Annotated in this window: 13 protein-coding genes; 7 read left to right on the top strand and 6 right to left on the bottom strand. The window is 73.0% G+C overall.

The features are described from left to right. Positions 1-44 precede the first annotated feature (44 nt). Both ACWF79_RS15435 and ACWF79_RS15430 read left to right on the top strand, forming a co-directional pair. The gene (locus tag ACWF79_RS15435; RefSeq protein ID WP_453728609.1) at positions 45-335 is read left to right on the top strand and encodes a hypothetical protein; all 291 of its coding nucleotides are present in this window, start codon (positions 45-47) and stop codon (positions 333-335) included. Positions 336-447: 112 nt separating this feature from the next. Beyond that, positions 448-1,998, top strand: a complete 1,551-nt coding sequence (locus tag ACWF79_RS15430; protein ID WP_453728608.1) for a sigma-70 family RNA polymerase sigma factor — start codon at positions 448-450, stop codon at positions 1,996-1,998. A gap of 28 nt (positions 1,999-2,026) precedes the next feature. On the opposite strand, the gene ACWF79_RS15425 is transcribed toward ACWF79_RS15430, so the two are convergent. From ACWF79_RS15425 to ACWF79_RS15405, 5 genes are all read right to left on the bottom strand, one after another. Next, entirely contained in the window at positions 2,027-2,938 is a 912-nt protein-coding gene (locus ACWF79_RS15425; RefSeq protein WP_453728607.1) for a CAP domain-containing protein, read from the bottom strand. A 150-nt stretch (positions 2,939-3,088) separates the two neighbouring features. Next, positions 3,089-3,961, bottom strand: coding sequence for a universal stress protein (locus ACWF79_RS15420; RefSeq protein WP_453728606.1), 873 nt, complete (start codon positions 3,959-3,961; stop codon positions 3,089-3,091). Positions 3,962-4,086: 125 nt separating this feature from the next. Next, on the bottom strand, positions 4,087-5,349 hold the full coding sequence (locus ACWF79_RS15415; protein WP_453728605.1) for an acyl-CoA dehydrogenase family protein: 1,263 nt from the start codon (positions 5,347-5,349) through the stop codon (positions 4,087-4,089). Positions 5,350-5,475: 126 nt separating this feature from the next. Beyond that, entirely contained in the window at positions 5,476-5,934 is a 459-nt protein-coding gene (locus tag ACWF79_RS15410) for an RrF2 family transcriptional regulator (protein WP_453728604.1), read from the bottom strand. 75 nt (positions 5,935-6,009) lie between these two features. Next, on the bottom strand, positions 6,010-7,047 hold the full coding sequence (locus ACWF79_RS15405; RefSeq protein WP_453728603.1) for an NAD-dependent epimerase/dehydratase family protein: 1,038 nt from the start codon (positions 7,045-7,047) through the stop codon (positions 6,010-6,012). 140 nt (positions 7,048-7,187) lie between these two features. Between ACWF79_RS15405 and ACWF79_RS15400 the strand changes: the two genes are divergently transcribed. The 3 genes from ACWF79_RS15400 to ACWF79_RS15390 all read left to right on the top strand — a co-directional run bounded on the left by ACWF79_RS15400 (position 7,188) and on the right by ACWF79_RS15390 (position 8,370). Continuing rightward, positions 7,188-7,430, top strand: a complete 243-nt coding sequence (locus tag ACWF79_RS15400) for a DUF5133 domain-containing protein (RefSeq protein WP_453728654.1) — start codon at positions 7,188-7,190, stop codon at positions 7,428-7,430. 135 nt (positions 7,431-7,565) lie between these two features. Beyond that, entirely contained in the window at positions 7,566-7,925 is a 360-nt protein-coding gene (locus tag ACWF79_RS15395) for an STAS domain-containing protein (RefSeq protein ID WP_453728602.1), read from the top strand. Between the two features lie 64 nt (positions 7,926-7,989). Then, positions 7,990-8,370 (top strand): ATP-binding protein, encoded by a 381-nt coding sequence (locus ACWF79_RS15390; RefSeq protein WP_453728653.1) that lies wholly within the window; start codon positions 7,990-7,992, stop codon positions 8,368-8,370. Here the strand turns inward: ACWF79_RS15390 and ACWF79_RS15385 are convergent. After that, positions 8,357-9,256, bottom strand: a complete 900-nt coding sequence (locus ACWF79_RS15385; RefSeq protein WP_453728601.1) for a SigB/SigF/SigG family RNA polymerase sigma factor — start codon at positions 9,254-9,256, stop codon at positions 8,357-8,359. The genes ACWF79_RS15390 and ACWF79_RS15385 overlap by 14 nt on opposite strands. 132 nt (positions 9,257-9,388) lie before the next feature. Between ACWF79_RS15385 and ACWF79_RS15380 the strand changes: the two genes are divergently transcribed. Together ACWF79_RS15380 and ACWF79_RS15375 are read left to right on the top strand one after the other, a co-directional pair. Further along, complete coding sequence (locus ACWF79_RS15380; RefSeq protein WP_453728600.1) at positions 9,389-9,835, top strand: ATP-binding protein; 447 nt, start codon at positions 9,389-9,391, stop codon at positions 9,833-9,835. Positions 9,836-10,249: 414 nt separating this feature from the next. Continuing rightward, entirely contained in the window at positions 10,250-13,393 is a 3,144-nt protein-coding gene (locus ACWF79_RS15375; protein WP_453728599.1) for a HAMP domain-containing protein, read from the top strand. Positions 13,394-13,499: the final 106 nt, after the last annotated feature.

Here is a 13,499-nt window from a genome sequence, read left to right as displayed (position 1 = left end):
TCCCGTCGGTGGCGGATGTGGCAAACGGGTGTGAACCTGGATGGATGAGCTGGGCATCATGGACGACCCCCGGCGTCTACACCGGGCGCGGTGGGGTGCTCACCGACGAGGTCGGTGCGGTCACGGGAGACCTGACCGTGCACACCACCTGGGCAGATGGCGAAGCACGCGTAGCCGTGCAGTACACCGGCGCCTCCGACTGGTTCACCATGGCGGGCAGTCCGGTGCCGTGCTCCTCCGAGGCGGAGAGCCGTGACCTCCACGAGGCCGTCGTCGAAGCGGTACGGGTAGGGCAGGCGGCGACCGTGCCGTGCCTGCCGAGCCCACCCGCGTAAGGCGGACGCCTGCCGCAGACAGGGCGACCCCGCCCATGAAAGTGTTATCCCACCCGCTCCCATGGGTCTCCTCACGACGGGACGGACAGACCCAGACGAGGGAGCAGGGCACATGCAGAGCGACGAGCGCGGCACCGCCGCACTGGTGGCCGCGGCCGCGTCCGGGGACCCGGACGCCGGTGAGCGGCTCGTCCGCGCGTACCTTCCGCTGGTCTACAACATCGTCGGCCGCGCCCTCGACGGGCACGCGGACGTCGACGACGTCGTCCAGGAGACGATGGTCCGCGCCCTCGACGGCCTGCCCGGCCTGCGCGACCCCGCGCGCTTCCGCTCCTGGATCGTCGCCATCGCCATGAACCAGATCCGCCGACGCTGGCGCGACCGGCAGAACGGACCCGTGCCCGGCCTCGACCGCGCGGCCGAACTGGCCGACCCCGACGGCGACTTCGTCGACCTGGCCATCCTCCGGCTCGGCCTCTCCGGCCAGCGGCGCGAGGTCGCGGAGGCCACGCGCTGGCTGGACGAGAGCGACCGCGAGGTGCTCGCCCTGTGGTGGCTGGAGACCGGCGGTGAACTCGACCGCTCCGAGCTCGCCGAGGCGCTCGCCATCACCCCGGCGCACGCGGCCGTCCGCGTCCAGCGGATGAAGGAGCGCCTGGAGACAGGCCGGACGGTCGTCCGCGCGCTGGCAGCCCGGCCGCGCTGCGAGGACCTGGCCCGGCTGACCGCCGACTGGGACGGCCACCCCTCCCCGCTCTGGCGCAAGCGCCTCGCCCGCCACGTCGCCCCCTGCCCGCGTTGCCTCCCGCCGCGCAGCGACCTCGCCCCGGCCGAGGCGCTCCTGGTGGGCCTCGGCCTGGTCCCCCCGCTCCTGCTGGGGGCCGCCGCGCGCCCGGAGACCCAGGCGGCAGCCTGGGCTGCGGAGGCCGGCCCGTACGGGCAAGCGGCACCGGAGCCCTTGATGGACCCGACTCCGGCCCCGGTCGAGCCGGGAGCCGGTTCCGGGGCCGTCGAGTCCGTGGCCGGTGGAGGCACCGCGGGCGGGGGATCGCTCGGGCGTGCCTGGATCGCCGGGGCGGTGGCCGTCGGCGTACTCGGCGGGCTCATCCTGCTCGTACCGTCCGAGCCCGAGGCGCGCGAGCCGGCACCCGCCGCGCCCGCGGCGGCGCCCCCCGCGCCGACGACCGCGCCCCGGCCCAGCCCCACCACCTCCACACCGACGCCCACGCCCACCCGGCCGCCGTCCCCGACGGCGAAGCCCACGCCGACCCGGACGCCCACAGCGGAGGAGCGGCTGACCCGGCTGGTCAACCAGCGGCGCGCGGAGGAGGGTTGCGCGCCCCTGCGGACCGACCCCCGGCTCACCGGCGCGGCCCGCGCCTACGCCCGGGACATGGTGCGGCGCGGCTACTACGCGCACAGCAGCCCCGAGGGCCGGTTCGCCGACGCGCGGATGTCGGCCGCCGGATACGAGTGGTCCGCGTGGGCCGAGAACCTGGCACGCGGCAACTCCGACCCGGCCGCCGTCTTCGACGACTGGATGGACGGCGCGATGCACGAGCGCAACATGCTGAACTGCGACTACCGCGACACCGGCGTCGCCGCCGTGCCCGGGCCCGACGGCACGGTATGGGTGCAGAAGCTGGCCGCTCCCGCGCCCTGAACCCGCCTTGGCGGACCGGGCGGCCGGATCAGCGCCGGGTACCGAAGTTCTGTACCCACCAAGGCCCGTTGGCCGTCAAGGTCACCCCCACACCGATGTCCTTGAACGAGCAGTTGAGGATGTGGCGGCGGTGTCCGTCGCTGCTCATCCAGTCGTCCATCGCCTCCGTGGGGGTCTTCGGGCCGCGGTGGATGTTCTCCGCCCACCTCGCCCACGCGTACCCGGCCGCCGTGATCCGGTCGCCCGCGTCCCTGCCCTCGGGTGAGCTGTGGTCGTAGTAGGCACGGTCCGCCATGTCGTCAGCGTGCCCCTGCGCGGACGCGCGCAGCCGGCCGTCGACGCGCAGCGGAGAGCAACCTGCCTTGTCCCGCTCGGCGTTGGCGAGCGCGACGACCTGGTCGACGTACCGCGCGACCTTCCCGCCGCCGGAGGCCTTCTCCGCCGGGGCCTGCGCCTTCTCCGGCGCCGGGGCCTGCGCGGGCGGCGCGGAGACCGAGGCGGAGACCGGCGCGGACGGCTTCGGGGCGGCCGGGGCCCCGGACCGGGACGCGGAGGGTACGGCGGACGGCGCGCCGGAGGGCGTGGCCCGCGGGGGAGCGGCCTCGGCCTGCGGCAGGGCGCCGGCGGGCGCGGCCGGGGACAGGGCGGTCGGCGGCCCCGACCTCTCGGTGAGGGGCGCCACATTCGTGAGGGTGACGTCCTCCGAACGGGTGCCCTTCCCGGACGGAGTCCCCAGCGACGCCACGTACACCCCGGTGGCCACCGTGAGGACGACCGTCGCCGTGCCCGCGAGCGTCACGGCCGTACGGAAGGACGGCACCCGGCGGGCACGGTGTGCCGTTCTGCCGCCTCTGCGATGGCGGCCTCCGCCGCTCGTCCGCTGCTCCTCGCGACCGGGCTCGTGGTGCTGGTCGCGACCGGGCTCGTCGTGGTGCTGCATGGGCTCCGCTCTCTCTTCTCCGGGCCGCCGGACCGTCCGGCGCAGGGGGAGAGCCGCCGGGGCGGCGGTCATAACACTGTCCGGCGCGGAACTCGCCGACACACCTCGTCAACGTGGTCCGTCAACGCGCCGCCCCGTGGAGCCAGCGCATCACTCGTGCGGCACGACCGCCACCGGGCACGGGGCCAGATGGAGCGCGGCGTGCGCCACCGAACCGATCCGCGGCCCGATCGCCCCGCGCCGGGCGCGGCGGCCCACCACCAGGAGCTGGGCGGCGCCCGAGGAGGACAGCAGCACCTGTCCCGCGCTCCCGATCTCCACGTGCTCGGTCACCGGGACATCCGGGAACCGCTCCCGCCACGGCGCCAGGGCCTCGCGCAGCGCCTTCTCCTCGTACGGGACAAGGCCGCCGGCCTCGTCCGCCAGCGCCATCGATCCGGGGCTGTAGGCGTACAGGGCCGGCAGGTTCCATGCCCGTACGGCCCGGAGCGACGCGCCGCGCGCCGCCGCCGCGGCGAACGCGAAGCCGAGCGCGGGGGCGCTGTCCTCCGGCTCGCCCAGCTGCCCGACGACGACCTCGCCGCCCTCGCCCGCCGCTGCCGCGTCGTCCCGCGCCCGGACCGCCACGACAGGCCGGGTGGCGGCCGCGATGATCTGCTGTCCGTAGGAACCGAGCAGGAAGCCCGCCACCACGCCGTACCCGCGTGAGCCGATGACGAGCATCTCCGCCCGCTCCTCGGTGCCCAGCAGCGCGGCGACCGGGGTGTCGGGCACGATGTCCGTGGTGAGGTCGAGGCCGGGATGCCGCCCGGTGATCGCCGACTCGGCCGCCGTCAGCACCTCGGTCGCCATCCGTTCCTGGTGCGTACGGTCCTGCTTCAGCGGAATGTCGAGCGGTTCCCAGCGCCAGGCGTGCACCAGCCGCAGGGGCAGCCCGCGGCGCGACGCCTCGCGGGCGGCCCAGTCGGCCGCGGCGAGGCTCTCGGGCGAACCGTCGACTCCGGCGACGATCTCACGACTCATCAGGTTGCCTCCCTCGGTCCATGGCGGCCGGGCGTCTCGCCCGGCCGTCCTCTTCTCCTCTCCAGCTTGTGCCCATCGGCCGTCGAACGAGAGGGCCGGAGGTCCCGACATGCCGATCGGCCACCTCAGGCGAGCAACCGGAGCCCCGGTCTGGTCCCGTGGAGGTAGTGGTCGCCGATGTCGCGCAAGCGGTGCGGCGAGGAGGAGTGGGCGGTCAGAGCACGGGCGTTGCGCCAGAAGCGGTCGAAGCCAGGCCCGCCGCCCGGGGCGTCGGCGGTGCCCGCGCCGTCGACGAGTTCGAGGATCCGGGTGGTGATCCGTACCGCGGCCCGGCTCGTCACGGCCTCGGTCGCGGAGACGAGGACGGCGATGTCGGCGCGCTCCTCGACCCCGAGCCCCGGTCCGGCGGACAGGCCGCGCGCGAGGGCGTCCGTGGCGCGCTCGACGACCGCAGCGGCCGCGTGGGCGGCGGTGACCAACTCGCCGTAGGAGAGCAGAAGGTAGGGATCCTCCTGGCCCGTCGGCTCGTTCGCGAGCGGGGCGGCCCGGGTCGCGCGGCTGACGTCGCGGGCCTCGGCCAGGGCGCCCTCGGCGGTGCCGAGCCCGACGTGGACGAGAAGGAGCCGGAGCGCGAGCGGGGCGAGCGTGGTGAACGGCGCGACGGCGTGCTCGTCGCGGGGGAGCGAGCCGAGGATGTCCCCCGCGCCCACCTGGAGCTGATCGAACGTCACGGTCCCGGCTCCCGCCAGGCGCTGTCCGATCCGTTCGGTCCCGGCCTCGACGAACACCGCCGGATCCGCCGGATCCACGAGGACGACCAGGAGATCCCCGGTCTCCGGACAACGCGCCCCGACGACCAGCCGGTCGGCGACGGCCACCCCGGAGTCGAAGGACCGGCGCCCGTCGAGGAGGCGGCCGCCGCGTGCCCGGGTGAGGGTGGGTTCGCTCCCGCCGCTCCTCGTACGGGACGGTTCGATGCCGCCGGCGAGCAACCGGCCCTCCCGTGCCGTGTCGTCCTCGAAGGAGGTGTACGGCACCGGCGCCGAGGCCCCGAGGAAACGGGCGCTCCAGGCGAGGGCGTGGTGGTGGGCGAGGAGTTCGCCGATCGAGCTGTCGGCCGCGGAGATCTCCCGGACGACCGCGCAGGCCGCTCGCCAGTCGGTGCCCCGCCCTTCGGCGCCCGGCGGGGTGAGCAGCGCCAAGAGCCCGGCCTCCCGCAACCGGGCCGCCTCGTCGAAGGGCGGCTTTCCGGCCCGGTCCCTGGTCGGCGCGTCGGAGGCGAGGTCGTCGGCGAGCTCGCGGGTGACACGGGGCCAGATCTCGTCATCGCCCCGGCGTTCGGCGGGCGGGGAGACAGGGCGTGGCGCTGACTTCTTCGACGTTCTCACGTCACCTCACAGGATCCCGAGTTTCCCCAGTGGAATAGTAGGAATATTGCCAGAGGGATGACGAGGCCCCAAGAGGCGTTCACATCATGAACAGTTGAATCCCACACCCCGAGACGGAGAGGCTGATCAGGGATTGGTCCAGGCGTCCGGGGACTCCGCGAGTTCGGCGATCTCGAGCGGCAGCTTCGCCGCCGCCACGTCCGCGAGGGAGACCCCGTCGAGGACCTGGCGCACGTTCGCCCGCAGGGCGATCCAGAGGGGCAGCAGCGACTCGGCAGGACCCGTGTACGAGAGCTCGGGCGGGCGCACCCCGCGCACGGACACGAGGGGACCGTCCACGCAGCGGATCACGTCCGCGATCGAGATCGAGTCCGCGGGCCTGGCCAGCCAGTACCCGCCGTTCCCGCCCCGCTGGCTCTGCACCAGACCGCCCCGGCGCATGTCGCCGAGGATGCCCTCCAGGAACTTGTGCGAGATGTCCTGGCATGCGGCGATCGTCTCGGCCTTGACCGGCCCCGTGTCCTGGTCGGCGGCCAGCTGAAGCGCGGCTCGCACCGCGTAGTCGGCCCTGGCTGAGATGCGCATGCCCGCATTATTCCGCACCTCCGTGACCGTTTCGTACGCCAGGAGGCGCACGAGAACCGTCCCGGCGCGGTGCCGTCACCCCACGCGGCGCCCCGTGAGCGGGTCCGTCGCGTCGCCGCTGCCCGCCCGTACACCCTGAAGGAAGGCGCTCAAGGCCTCCAGCGAGGTCCGCGACGGCTCCCACTCCAGCTCCCGACGGGCCCGCTCGGTCGCCAGCAACGGCAGTCTCAGGACCGCGTCGAAGAGGTCGGGGGAGGCCGCGGCGACCCGTAGCCGCCAGGCCGTCGAGAGCAGACCGCGTACCGCCCCGGTCGGCACCTTCACGGGCCGGGCGTCCAGGAGTCCGGCGAGCACGGCCGTGTCGACGACCGGGTCGGCGGCGATGTTGAACGCGCCCCGGACGTCCCGTACGAGCGCCCGGCGATAGGCGTCGGCCGCGTCGTCGGTGTGCATCGCCTGGAACCGCAGCCCGTCCAACTCCGGCAGGAGCGGCAGCAGTTCCGGACGCATCAGCCAGCCCGGGAAGAACCGGCCCGCGAAGATCCGCCGCTGCTCGCTGGCCGACTCCTCCTTGAAGAGGAAGCAGGGACGCATCCGCACCACCCGGGTCTGGGGGTGGTCGCGCTCGAAGGTGTCCAGGACGCGTTCCAGGTACGCCTTCTCACGGGTGTACGCGGCGCCGGGCCAGCCATGGGTCGGCCAGGCCTCCGAGACGGGAGCCCCGTTCCCGGGCCCCGGGGAGTAGGCGCCGACGGACGAGGCGTACACCAGCGCCGGTACGTGGGCCGCCGCCACCGCGTCGAAGACGCGCAGCGCCCCGAGGACGTTGGTCCGCCAGGTCTGGGCCGGTTCGTGGGTCGGCTGGAAGGCCCAGGCGAGATGGACGACGGCGTCGGCGTCCTCGATGTACCGCGCGAGTCGTGGCTCGTCGCCCTCCAGCGACAGATCCACCTCGGCCCACTCGGTCTTCTCGAGCGACAGCGTGGGTCTGCGACGGGCGAGACCGAGGACGGAGGTGACCTGCGGCTCCCGCTCCAGGAGCCGGAGCAGACTCGTCCCGACGTTTCCCGTCGCACCCGTGACGACGACCTTCAACCCCTCACTCGCCTTCATGCAATCGACCTTCCGCCATCTCGGCCGCGAGCGCACGCCGGAGCGGGTCCGTGACGGACCGTGTTCGCATGGGTCGCGCGGGTGACGCGTCGACCTGAATATGGAGCGACGGAGGGAGGGGGTCGCGCCAGGAGGACATGATGTTGATGCCTGACAGGAACACGGTCGACCGGCTGCTGCGGCACTACCGGGCCCAGGAACGAGGGGTCCTGGCCAGGCCCTGCGACCTGTCGATCCGCCGCCGCTTCGAGGACACCGCGTACACGTTGTGCGTGCTGATGGGGGAGCGGACCGCGCGCGAGGCGGTACACGCCGCCGAACGATACGTCGGAGGCGCGAGCCCCGCGCCCCGCCAGACGCTGGAACGGCTCCCCGGCTCCTGACCGGCCGCATTCGGCGGCGTGGCCCGTGGCCCGCCGCCGACCGCCCGCGCCAGGGCCTCAATGGGGCAAACGGTGCGTTCCTGGGCATGAGTGGGGTAGACCCCTGTACGAGCAGGAAGGGAGGCGGGTGACCCGATGGCCTCGGAGCGCTTCGCCGTCACGGCCGAGCCCGGCCCGCAGCCCGGTGCCGTGGTGCTCTCCCTCACGGGGGAACTCGACCACGACACGGCGGACACGCTGCGGCACGCGCTGGAGGAACAGAACGGCGCGGTTCGGATCCTGGTCGACTGCGAGCAGCTGCACTTCTGCGACTCGACCGGGCTGAACGTGCTGCTACGGGCCCGGCTCCAGGCGCTGGAGGCCGGTGGCCGGCTGGAACTGGCCGGACTGCGACCGCCCGTCTCCCGGATGTTCGAGATCACGGGTGCGCGGACCGTGTTCCGCGTGTACGACAACGTGACCGAGGCGCTCACCGACGGGCAGGCGGGCGGTTAGGCGCGGGATGGCGGAGGGAGTCGTGGGCGGGAACGCCGTGGACGAGGGCCAGGTCCGGCGGCTGATGCTGTTCGGGACCAAGGGCGTCGTGATGCGCTGCCGTGACTTCACGGCGGAGGCGCTCGGCGACTGGGGGTGGATGCCGGCCGAGGACGACGAGGGGCGGGAGCGGGCCGAGGACGTCCTGCTGCTGGTCTCCGAGGTGGTCACCAACGCCTGCCTGCACGCCGACGGCCCCGAGGAACTGGTCCTGCGCCACCGCGACGACCACCTGCGGGTCGAGGTCTCCGACGCCAGCCCCGAGCACCCGAGGCGACGGCAGCCCAGAGCACCCTCGCTCCCCGGCGGGCACGGCCTGATGGTCCTTGACCGCCTGGCAGGAGCTTGGGGCTCCGAACCACGCGGTCAAGGCAAGGTCGTCTGGCTGGAGATCAACCGCCGCTGACCCGTTCCGGTCCGTCCTCCAGGAGGCCCGTGCGGAGTTCGTCCAGGACGCGGGCGAGGAGACGGGAGATGTGCATCTGCGAGAGGCCGAGCCGCTCGCCGATCTGCGCCTGGGTCAGCTCCTCACCGAAGCGCAGCTCCAGGATCCGGCGGTCCCGCGCGTCGAGCTCCGCGATCAGCGGCTTGAGCGACTCCAGCGCGTCGATCAGCTCGAAGGCCCGCTCCTCCGCCCCGAGCCGCCGGGCCCCCGCCGTCACGGTCGTCTCGTCCTCCCCGGTGGGGGTGTCGAGCGACCGGGCGACATACCCGTTGGAGGCCTGCTCGCCCTCCGCCACACTCTCCTCGTCGAGGTGCAGATGGGCGGCGAGCTCCGCCCGGGTCGGGCGCCTGCCCAGACGCTGCTCCAGCGTGTCGACGGCCTTCGCGAGGTCGATGCGCAGCTCCTGGAGGCGGCGCGGCACTTGGACCGCCCAGCTGGTGTCACGGAAGAAACGTTTCATCTCGCCGACGATCGTGGGCAGCGCGAAGGCCGAGAACTCCACGTCCCGGCCCGTCTCGAACCGGTCGATCGCCTTGATCAGGCCGATCGTGCCGACCTGGATGATGTCTTCCGTCGGCTCGGCTCGGTTCCGGAAGCGGCGGGCCGCGAACTTCACCAGGCTGAGGTTCAGCTCGACCAGCGTGTTCCGTACGTACGCGTGCTCCGGCGTACCTTCCTCCAGGCCCTCGAGCCGGGCGAAGAGCGCGGTCGAGAGCGCCTGGGCGTCGCCTGTGCTCACCTCGGTGGGCCGGTCGACCTCGGGCAGACCGTCCAGCGCGCGCTCGCGCACGGCAGCCGGATCCGCCTCTGTGCGGGTGGTGACGAGATGGTTCCGTGGCGTGGACATGAGGCTTCCTCGACGGGTTGGGCGAGCCTTCGCCGCCAAGTCGGGCGGCGGGGGCTCCGTCGTTCGAGCGTTCAGAGAGAAGCATTCCCTGAATGGGGGGTTTGACACCGTATGTCCGGGAAGCGGCATTCTATGGCGACGACGGAACGCGAGGACGCCGGGCTCGCCCGCCGCTACGAGCTTCGGGAGGGCCCGGGGGTAGTGGGGGAGTGCCGCGACCTCGTCCGGCAGGCACTGCGGGACTGGTTCGGCCCGGTCGGCGATGCGCGGGATGTGCTCGTCGAGGACGTGCTGCTGCTGGTGTCGGAGGTCGTGACCAACGCGTGCACGCACGGTGGCAGACCGTACGAGCTGCGCCTCGACGGCTCCGGAGGGCGGCTCTGGGTCCAGGTGAGCGACAGCAGCCCGGTACGCCCCCGCCCGCGAGGCCCGCACGTGGCGAGCCGACCCTCCGGGCACGGCCTCTACCTGCTCGAACGGCTCTCGACCGCCTGGGGGTGGCTGCCGCGCGGGCAGGGGAAGGCGGTCTGGTTCGAGCTCGAGATCCCGGACGCGGCCCCGGCGCTCGGCCGCGTCTAGAGACGGCGGACGCCGCTGAGGCCCACCGGACGCGGCTGAGGCCGGCCAAAGCTGAGGCCCACCAGATGGGGGCCGTGCCTGTACGCCCGCGCCTGTCCCGCCTCCCAGGCGGGCCCGTAGACCCCCGTGGCGGTCCCGCCTCTCAGTCAGGCCCGTAGGCCCCCGCGTCTGTCCCGCCTCCCAGGCGGGCCCGTAGACCCCGTGGTGGTCCCGCCCCCGGGCGTGCCCGGAGGCACCGGCGTGCTTGTCTCGGGGCCGACCTCATAGATCACCGGCGGTGCCGCCACGCCGGGCCGTGCCTAGAGTGGAGAAGCGGGGCCCGATCCGGCCACCCCGGCCGCGTACCGGCCCCGCCGCGTACCGGATCCGGTCGCGTACCGGACACGTACCCCTCCGCGCAGCGGGAGGACCGCGATGGAGAGTTCCCACCGGGCGGCCGCGTCCGACGAGCCGCGCGTGCCACCCGACCGACTCACCGACGACCGACTCACCGACGACCGACTCGGCGACGACCGACTCGGCGACGACCGACTCGGCGACGACCACCGCGACGGTCGCCTCCCCGACGACCAGAGCCGCGACGGTCGCCTCCCCGACGATCAGGTCCGCGACCCCCGATCCCCCGACGACGGGCTCGCCCGGCTTCTCGCCGGGCTCACCGCGGTCCGGGACGGCGACCTGTCCGTGCGGTTGCCGGAGTCCGCCGGTGGCGTCCTCGGCGAGATCGCGGCGGTCTACAACGACATGGTCGACCAGCTCTCCCTGGTCACGTCCGAGATCACGCGCGTCGCGGGAGAGGTCGGCGGGCAGGGCCTGCTCGGCGGGCGGGCCCGCGAGCCGCGCGTCAGCGGGGTGTGGCGCGAACTGACCTCCGGCGTCAACACGATGGCCGACAACCTGACCTCCCAGGTGCGCTCCATCGCCCAGGTGGCCACCGCCGTCGCCCAGGGCGACCTCACCCGCAAGATCCGGGTCGACGCCCGAGGCGAGATCCTGGAGCTGAAGGAGACCATCAACACCATGGTCGACCGGCTGTCCTCCTTCGCCGAGGAGGTCACGCGGGTCGCCCGCGAGGTCGGTACGGAGGGCAAACTCGGCGGCCAGGCCACCGTCCACGGCGTCTCCGGCACCTGGAAGGACCTCACGGACAACGTCAACTCCATGGCCGACAACCTGACCAACCAGGTCCGCAACATCGCCCAGGTGACCACGTCCGTCGCCCAGGGTGATCTCACCAGCCGCATCGACGTCTCCGCGCGCGGCGAGATCCTGGAGCTCAAGACCACCATCAACACCATGGTCGACCAGCTCTCATCCTTCGCCGCCGAGGTGACCAGGGTGGCCCGCGAGGTCGGTACGGAAGGCCAACTGGGCGGCCAGGCCGAGGTGGAGGGCGTCTCCGGCACCTGGAAGCGCCTCACCGAGAACGTCAACGAACTCGCCGGGAACCTGACCCGCCAGGTCCGGGCCATCGCCGAGGTCACCAGCGCCGTCGCCGAGGGAGACCTCACCCGCTCGATCACCGTCGAGGCCCCAGGCGAGGTCGGCGACCTGCGGGACAACATCAACGCGATGGTCGAGTCGCTGCGCGCCACCACCCGCGCCAACGAGGAGCAGGACTGGCTCAAGACCAACATCGCCCGGCTCGCCGGCCTCATGCAAGGCACCCGCACCCTGCCGGACATCGCCGACCTCATCATGACCGAGGTGCCCCCGCTGGTCTCCGCCCAGTACGGCGCCTTCTTCCTCGCCCGCCACGACGAGCGCGGCACCGAACTCGTCGTGACCGCCTCCTACGGGGCCCCCGAGGACCCGGACGCCCCACCCCGCCGCTTCCGCCTCGGCCAGTCCCTCGTCGGCCAGGCCGCGCGCGACCGCCGCACCCTCGTCGTGGAGGGAGTGCCGGCCGGCTACGCCACCATCGCCTCCGGAGCCGGCTCCGGCGAACCGGCCATGCTGGTCATCCTCCCGATCGTCGTGGAGGACCAGGTCCTCGGCGCCGTCGAACTCGCCTCGCTCCAGCCCTTCACCGCACTCCACCGCGACTTCCTCGAACGGTTCGTGGAGACCGCGGGCGCCGTCGTCAGCTCCCTCGTCGCCAACCTCCGTACCGACGAACTCCTGGGCCAGTCGCAGCGGCTCACCGACGAACTGCGTTCGCGTTCACAGGAGTTGCAGGCGCGCCAGAAGGAACTCCAGCGCTCCAACGCCGAGCTGAAGGAGAAGGCGGCCCTCCTCGCGGACCGCAACAAGGACATCGAGTCCAAGAACCTCGTCATCGAGCAGGCCCGCCAGGAACTGGAGGCGCGTGCGCAGCAGCTCTCCCGGACCTCCATGTACAAGTCCGAGTTCCTCGCCAACATGAGCCACGAGCTGCGCACCCCGCTCAACAGCCTGCTGATCCTGGCCCGGTTGCTCGCCCAGAACCCGGAAGGGAACCTGACGGAGAAGCAGGTCGACTACGCCGAGGTCATCCACTCCGCCGGCTCCGATCTCCTCCAGCTGATCAACGACATCCTCGACCTGTCCAAGGTCGAGGCGGGCAAGATGGACATCCGGCCCGAGCGCTTCGGGCTCCACCAGCTCCTGGAGTACCTGGAGGCGACCTTCGGACCCGTGGCCGACGAGCGCGGCCTGGCCTTCTCCATCACCGTCTCCTCGGACGTTCCGGAGGAACTGACCACCGACGAGTCGCGGCTGCGGCAGATCCTGCGCAACCTGCTCTCCAACGCCCTGAAGTTCACCGACTCGGGCGCGGTGGAGTTCATCATCGAGTACGCCGACCCGGACGAACCGCCCCTCGAACTGCGCGGGAACGCACCCGTGCTCGCCTTCCGCGTCAGCGACACCGGGGTCGGCATCCCCCCCGAGCGCCTCGAAGAGATCTTCGGCGCCTTCCAGCAGGGCGACGGAACCACGGCCCGCCGCTACGGCGGCACCGGACTCGGGCTCTCCATCAGCCGCGAGGTGGCCGGGCTCCTCGGCGGCGCGATCGAGGTCCGCTCCACACCTGGCCAGGGCAGCGCCTTCACGTTCTACCTCGCGACCGCCGGGCCCACGGCCCCGGATTGGGCGGGCGCCGGGGAGTCGGGCGAAGGACGGCCCGCCGCCGGTACCGACCGCGCCACCGGAGCGCCCGGAACCCTCCGCACCGGCCCCCACCAGGACCCCACGACCTCCGGCCGTACCGTCCTCGTCGTCGACGACGACGTGCGCAACGTCTACGCGCTCACCGAGGTGCTGGAACGGCACGGCGTCCACGTCCTCCAGGCCGACAGCGGCAAGGCGGGACTCGCCCTCCTGGAGACGCACGACGAGGTCGAACTCGTCCTGATGGACGTGATGATGGCGGGCATGGACGGCTACGCCACCACCGAGGCGATCCGCGACCTCCCCGGCCGCCGACACCTGCCGGTCATCGCCGTCACCGCCAAGGCCATGCCGGGCGACCGCGCCCGCGCCCTCGCCGCCGGCGCCAGCGACTACGTCGCCAAGCCGGTCGACGCCGACGAGCTGATGGCCAAGGTGCGGCAGTGGCTGACCGGCCCCACCCCTTGACCTCGCGAGGCACCGAAACCCGCCCAGCCGTTCGCGTAGGAGCACGGCGGCCGAGCAGCCCGTCCAGCCCGTCACCGTACGAGCACGGCGGTCGCGCAGGCCGCGC

This window comes from Streptomyces sp. NPDC054975, assembly GCF_053609105.1.
This window is presented reverse-complemented; position numbering and strand designations above follow the sequence as displayed.

Bases quoted from the DNA above. Each gene is read 5' to 3' on its own strand.
- ACWF79_RS15385 (WP_453728601.1), bottom strand. From the start codon at position 9,256: ATGTCCACGCCACGGAACCATCTCGTCACCACCCGCACAGAGGCGGAT.
- ACWF79_RS15390 (WP_453728653.1), top strand. From the start codon at position 7,990: ATGCTGTTCGGGACCAAGGGCGTCGTGATGCGCTGCCGTGACTTCACG.
- ACWF79_RS15420 (WP_453728606.1), bottom strand. From the start codon at position 3,961: ATGAGTCGTGAGATCGTCGCCGGAGTCGACGGTTCGCCCGAGAGCCTC.
- ACWF79_RS15400 (WP_453728654.1), top strand. From the start codon at position 7,188: ATGTTGATGCCTGACAGGAACACGGTCGACCGGCTGCTGCGGCACTAC.
- ACWF79_RS15410 (WP_453728604.1), bottom strand. From the start codon at position 5,934: ATGCGCATCTCAGCCAGGGCCGACTACGCGGTGCGAGCCGCGCTTCAG.
- ACWF79_RS15430 (WP_453728608.1), top strand. From the start codon at position 448: ATGCAGAGCGACGAGCGCGGCACCGCCGCACTGGTGGCCGCGGCCGCG.
- ACWF79_RS15375 (WP_453728599.1), top strand. From the start codon at position 10,250: ATGGAGAGTTCCCACCGGGCGGCCGCGTCCGACGAGCCGCGCGTGCCA.
- ACWF79_RS15435 (WP_453728609.1), top strand. From the start codon at position 45: ATGAGCTGGGCATCATGGACGACCCCCGGCGTCTACACCGGGCGCGGT.
- ACWF79_RS15425 (WP_453728607.1), bottom strand. From the start codon at position 2,938: ATGCAGCACCACGACGAGCCCGGTCGCGACCAGCACCACGAGCCCGGT.
- ACWF79_RS15395 (WP_453728602.1), top strand. From the start codon at position 7,566: ATGGCCTCGGAGCGCTTCGCCGTCACGGCCGAGCCCGGCCCGCAGCCC.
- ACWF79_RS15405 (WP_453728603.1), bottom strand. From the start codon at position 7,047: ATGAAGGCGAGTGAGGGGTTGAAGGTCGTCGTCACGGGTGCGACGGGA.
- ACWF79_RS15380 (WP_453728600.1), top strand. From the start codon at position 9,389: ATGGCGACGACGGAACGCGAGGACGCCGGGCTCGCCCGCCGCTACGAG.